Here is a 5,014-nt window from a genome sequence, read left to right as displayed (position 1 = left end):
TTGTCCAACGTTGTCTATCGGATCATGAAGCGCGATCAACGGAGCCAACTTCCTACGGCCGCTTGACACACAGAGGCGCTAATCAGCGGTCTGTCGATGCCTCCGGAGTCGGTGACACCACCCCCCAAGACATGCGGTCGACAGGGGGAGAAAGTCATGCCAACTCCGAAGGCCGGGCGCCCCATTGCGGGGCTACCAAAAAGGTAATGGGGGGGAGCGGCGCGCCGGGGATCACGTGGCTGACCGCCTCTTCGCTTGCGCCGAGGGCTCGGAAAGAGCGGTCGGCAGTAACTCTCGAAAGGTCCTGCATGATTCCCGACCAACCGGCCCGCATCGTGAGCGGGATGCGCGATTCCCGCAGGAGACGGCACGCGCTTCGGCTGAAGGCGGGGCGGACGCAGACAGGCGCCCGCCCCATGTCGACGGGTCACCCCGCCGCTGTCACTGGGACATGCCGCGGAGGAGGACCCACCTCCCCGGCACGTCGTTGCCGACGGTCTCCTCGCAGTGGTATTCGGAATCGCCGTTGTACTTGGACAGAGCGGTAGCACATTCAAGCGCGGAATCGTAGTAACCGATCGCCGTGGCCGCGGCAGCAGGAGAAGCGGCCGCGAGCACGATTCCGACGGTGGCCGCGACGCTCGCGGCCACCAGGGAGAGTTTCTTGCCCATGATTCTTCTTTCTGTTCTGTGGGGGAACTGCGCGGCGAACCAACTGTGGGTTCGCGTCGCAGGGTGTGAAGGTCCACGAGCGCGCTACGGCCGTCCGGGAAGCACTGCCGCACAGGGACTCCTAGGGTCCGACAGGGACTGCCGGACGCCCTCCTGGGCGTTTCCTGTACCGCGAACCTGTGAGACAGACTAGATCGCAAAACATCAGTGAGTCAATATGTCTCAGAGTTGGTTTTGGTGGAGGAAACGGGGAGGTCAAGGTGCACCTCACCGTGAGATCGTGTGCAACGGAGAGACGCTGCGAGTCGAGGCGTCTCGCAGGCTTTTTGGTGATGAGGTGCCCCCATGTCCCGGTCCAGCAACGACCCCCGCGCCCTCCGCAGCCGCGCCGCAGCCCTGGCGGCCGCCACCGAACTCCTTGTGGAGGGTGGACCGGAACAGGTCACCCACGCCGCCGTCGCCGAACGCGCGGGAGTGGGTCGGGCCACCGTCTACCGCCACTGGCCCGACCTGGACACCCTGCTCCTCGATACGCTGGCCACCGACGCCCGCCCCTTGATCACGCCGGATCACGGTCCGGTCCGCGACCAACTGTTGGCCCACCTGGAAGTACAGGCCGACTGGCTGAACAAACCCGTCGCCGCGTCGATCATCGCCACCATCATCGAACGCGCGGAACGGGATGAAGCTGTGCGGCTCCTCCGCGAGGACATGTTCGGTCGCGCCGACGAGCAGTTCGCCGAGGCACTCTCCGGCGCCGCCGCACGCGGCGAATTCCGCCCCGGCATCGAGGAACACGCGAGGGAGGTTGTCTCCCGGATCCTCGGCCCACTGTTGTTCCAGCGGTTCATGCTCGGCGTCCCACTCACCAAGGAAATGATGGTGAGCGTAGTCGACGCCGCACTCGCCCCCTGGCTGCCGGACGCCTGAGAGCACGCTGCCCCGATGATCACACGGTGGGACCTACCCGTTCCCAGCCAGTGAGCGGCATCTCCGAGCAACGCAGCTCGATCGAAGTTGAGCCTGTCCGGACCGGGCGGTCGTAGAACCCGAGCAGCGTCACCAAGTCCGCAGCCGAGAGCGCATGGCGGATCCTGGAGTCCTAGTCCGCGAAGGCCCGGCGAACGTCCTCGGGATCGCCGGGAGAGCTCCTCGGTTCTGTCTCGTCTCGCGTGGCCGAGCCAGGCAGTGTGCGTGTCACCGAGTTCGTCGAGCAGCACGGCCGGCGCGAGGCCGCGGTAGGCGGCGTACCCGCTCGGCCTCGGGGTGACGGACACGCCGAGCGCGGCCGTGCGGGAGGCGATTGCGCATCGGGGAAGGTGTGCGAGCCGCACGCTGTCTGGTTCTGACCATGGCCGGTCTCGATCCGACCCGGTTCCGGGCCGCTTTCCCCGTTACGTTGGGTGAAGCCGCAGGCGGGCACGTACGCCGCGGCGGAAGGGACCTCGCGGATGACCACCCAGTACGACACCCACAACGAATTCCCGCTGCCCTCCGGCCTCCGGGCGGCAGCCGACACGCTACGTACCTGGCTCGGCGAGGCCGACCGTGTCCTGATCACGGCCGGTGCCGGTCTGAGTGCCGCCGCCGGCTACGACTACGGCGACGCCGGGCGGTTCAGGGAATTGCTCCCGGCGTTGTACCGGCTCGGGCTGCGCTCCCGGTACCTGTTGGGCGTGCCGCTGCCTGCGGACATGATGTGGGGCTACTGGGCCGTCCACATCGACGACATCCGGTTCGGCACCCGCCCCAACGCCCTCTACCGGCGGCTGCGCGAGCTGGTCGGGGACCGTGACCACTGGGTGATGACCTCGAACGTCGACGCGCTGTTCGCGCGCAACGGCTTCGACCAGGACCGGATCTTCACCCCCCAGGGTGACTACGGCCGACTGCAGTGCACGGTCCCGTGCGCACAGGAGACCTGGGACAGCAAGCCGTTCTACGACCGGATCATCGCCGCGTACGACCGGGAATCGGGGCGGGTGACCGATCCGGCCGCCCTGCCCGTGTGCCCCAACTGCGGCGCGGACGTGTTCCCCAACGTGCGGGTGGGACCCGAGTTCGTCGACGGCGCTTTCATGCCGGCCTGGGACCGGCTGACGCGGTGGCTCGACGACGCGCCCGGCGATGCCCGCCTGCTCGTCCTGGAGTTCGGCGCCGGTTTCAATACTCCGGGCGTGATCCGCCGGCCCGGCGAGAACATCGTTCGCCACTCCCCCGGAGCCCGCCTGGTGCGCGTCAATCCCGGCCACCCGGACGTCCCCGACGATCTCGGCAATCGCGCCCTGGCCGTGCCGTTCGGGGCGGACGACCTCCTCGACGCACTGTCCGGAAGCGAGCTCAGCGATGACCGATCTGTCTGAACCGACACTGGTCGTCACCGGCGCCACCGGGCGTCTGGGAGGACGTGTCGCCCGCCGCCTGGCCTCGCGGGGTGTGCCGCAGAGGCTACTGGTGCGCACCCCGGAGCGGGCTCCCCGGCTGCCCGGCGCCACACGGGTCCGGGGCGACTACGGCGACCGCGACTCGGTCCTGCGCGCACTGAGCGGTGCGAGGACCGTATTCATGGTGTCCGCTCCCGAGAGCGCCGACCGGCTCTCCCAACACCGGGCATTCGTGGATGCCGTTGCGGAGGCGGGCGTCGAGCACCTGGTGTACGTGTCCTTCTTCGGTGCCGCGCCCGACGCCGCCTTCACCCTGGCGCGCGACCACTTCCACACCGAGGAGCGCATCCGGGCCCTCGGCCTCACTCACACCTTTCTGCGTGACAACTTCTACGCGGAGCTCGTCCCGGAGCTGGTCGGTGCCGACGGTGTCATCCGGGGACCGGCCGGGCAGGGGCGGGCGGCCTTCGTCGCCCAGGACGACATCGCCGACGCGGCCGCCGCGATCCTCGCCCGTCCGGCCGACCACGCCGATGTCACCTACGACCTCACCGGCCCGGAGTCCCTGACGCTGGACGAGGCCGCCGCCGTCCTGTCCGAGGTGCAGGGACGCACCATCACGTACCAGCCCGAGACCGTCGAGGAGGCGTACGCTTCCCGCGCCTCCTCCGGCGTCCCGCAGTGGCAGCTCGACGCCTGGGTGTCCACCTACACGGCCATCGCCTCCGGCCGGCTCGACGGTGTCAGCGACGCCGTCCCCCGCCTCACCGGCCACCCCGCCACTCCCCTCGCCGACGTCGTCCGCGCGAGCCGATCCTGAACCGTCGACCGTCCCGTACCGTCCCGCTGGAGCACACATGACCACCCCTCGCCCCGGCACAGCGAACCACGCCGGACCTTCCGCCGGGCTACCCCTGGACACCTACCGTGCGGCCGTCGCACTGGACCAGCCCTTCCGGGCCGCCGCCCCGCCGGCCCCGGCCGACCGACTCCTCGGGCACATCCACGAGGCGCTCGGCCTGCTGAGCGGCGACCCGGCCGTGTCACGGCTCGGACTGAGCGGCGACACGGTGCGCAAGCTTCGCGAGGCCGACTTCGCGACGACCCGCGGGGCGCTCAGGGCCCTGCTGACCGTCCGCGGTCCCGGCCCGCTTCCCGACGGCGCCGCGGCCGAACTGGACGCCCTCCTCGGCGGCGAACGCCTGGCCCGTCCCCTCGTGGACGCGGGTCGGCTCCCCAGCATCGCCGAGACGTTCCCGGGCACGTCCTACCCGGCAGCCGACCGGACGGCGCTGTGGCAAGGCGACATCACCACCCTCGCGGCCGACGCGATCGTCAACGCCGCCAACAACGCCCTGCTGGGCTGCTTCGTCCCACGGCACGCCTGCATCGACAACGCCATCCACAACGCCGCGGGCCCGCGGCTGCGCGACGACTGCCACCTGATCATGGGCCTGCAGAACGGCCCGGAACCGACGGGGACAGCCAAGATCACCCGCGGATACCTCCTCCCGGCCCGATACGTCCTGCACACCGTCGGTCCCATCGTGGACGGCCCGCCGGACGCGAGGCACGAACGCGCTCTCGCCTCGGCCTACCGCGCCTGCCTGGACGTCGCGGCCGAGGTCGAGCCCGTCCGTACGGTGGCGTTCTGCGCCATCAGCACCGGTGTCTTCGGCTACCCGAAGGCTCCGGCCGCCCGCATCGCGCTGCGGACCGTGGCCGACTGGCTCGAAGCCCATCCTGGCCGACTGGACCGTGTGGTCTTCACTGTGTTCAGCGACGACGACCGGGACGTCTACCGGGCGGCCCTGGCCTCGGGGGCAGTTCGGACCAGGCAGCCGTGACAAGACTGCGCAGCGACTAGCCTCGCGCTTTCACGAGGTGGGCTGTCCAAGAGTTGATCAGAAACACGGAAAGTGCCCTTGACCTGCAACGATAGGACTTGCTGAGGGTCC

General features: G+C 69.5%; 5 protein-coding genes. 4 read left to right on the top strand and 1 reads right to left on the bottom strand.

From position 1 onward, the window contains the following. Window positions 1–441: 441 nt before the first annotated feature. Complete coding sequence (locus ACFU95_RS50670) at window positions 442–672, bottom strand: hypothetical protein (protein ID WP_383844634.1); 231 nt, start codon at window positions 670–672, stop codon at window positions 442–444. Window positions 673–1,017: 345 nt separating this feature from the next. On the opposite strand from ACFU95_RS50670, the gene ACFU95_RS50665 reads away from it, so the two are divergent. The 4 genes from ACFU95_RS50665 to ACFU95_RS50650 all read left to right on the top strand — a co-directional run bounded on the left by ACFU95_RS50665 (window position 1,018) and on the right by ACFU95_RS50650 (window position 4,903). Continuing rightward, the gene (locus ACFU95_RS50665) at window positions 1,018–1,602 is read left to right on the top strand and encodes a TetR/AcrR family transcriptional regulator (RefSeq protein ID WP_383844631.1); all 585 of its coding nucleotides are present in this window, start codon (window positions 1,018–1,020) and stop codon (window positions 1,600–1,602) included. A 521-nt stretch (window positions 1,603–2,123) separates the two neighbouring features. Next, window positions 2,124–3,035: an NAD-dependent protein deacetylase of SIR2 family gene (locus tag ACFU95_RS50660; protein ID WP_383844628.1), complete on the top strand. Its 912-nt coding sequence runs from the start codon at window positions 2,124–2,126 to the stop codon at window positions 3,033–3,035. Beyond that, complete coding sequence (locus ACFU95_RS50655; RefSeq protein WP_383844625.1) at window positions 3,019–3,876, top strand: SDR family oxidoreductase; 858 nt, start codon at window positions 3,019–3,021, stop codon at window positions 3,874–3,876. Before ACFU95_RS50660 ends, ACFU95_RS50655 begins: the two co-directional genes overlap by 17 nt. Window positions 3,877–3,913: 37 nt before the next feature. Next, the gene (locus ACFU95_RS50650; protein ID WP_383844622.1) at window positions 3,914–4,903 is read left to right on the top strand and encodes a macro domain-containing protein; all 990 of its coding nucleotides are present in this window, start codon (window positions 3,914–3,916) and stop codon (window positions 4,901–4,903) included. Window positions 4,904–5,014: the final 111 nt, after the last annotated feature.

The sequence above is a fragment of the Streptomyces sp. NPDC057623 genome, from assembly GCF_042800355.1.
Classification (GTDB): domain Bacteria; phylum Actinomycetota; class Actinomycetes; order Streptomycetales; family Streptomycetaceae; genus Streptomyces.
This window is presented reverse-complemented; position numbering and strand designations above follow the sequence as displayed.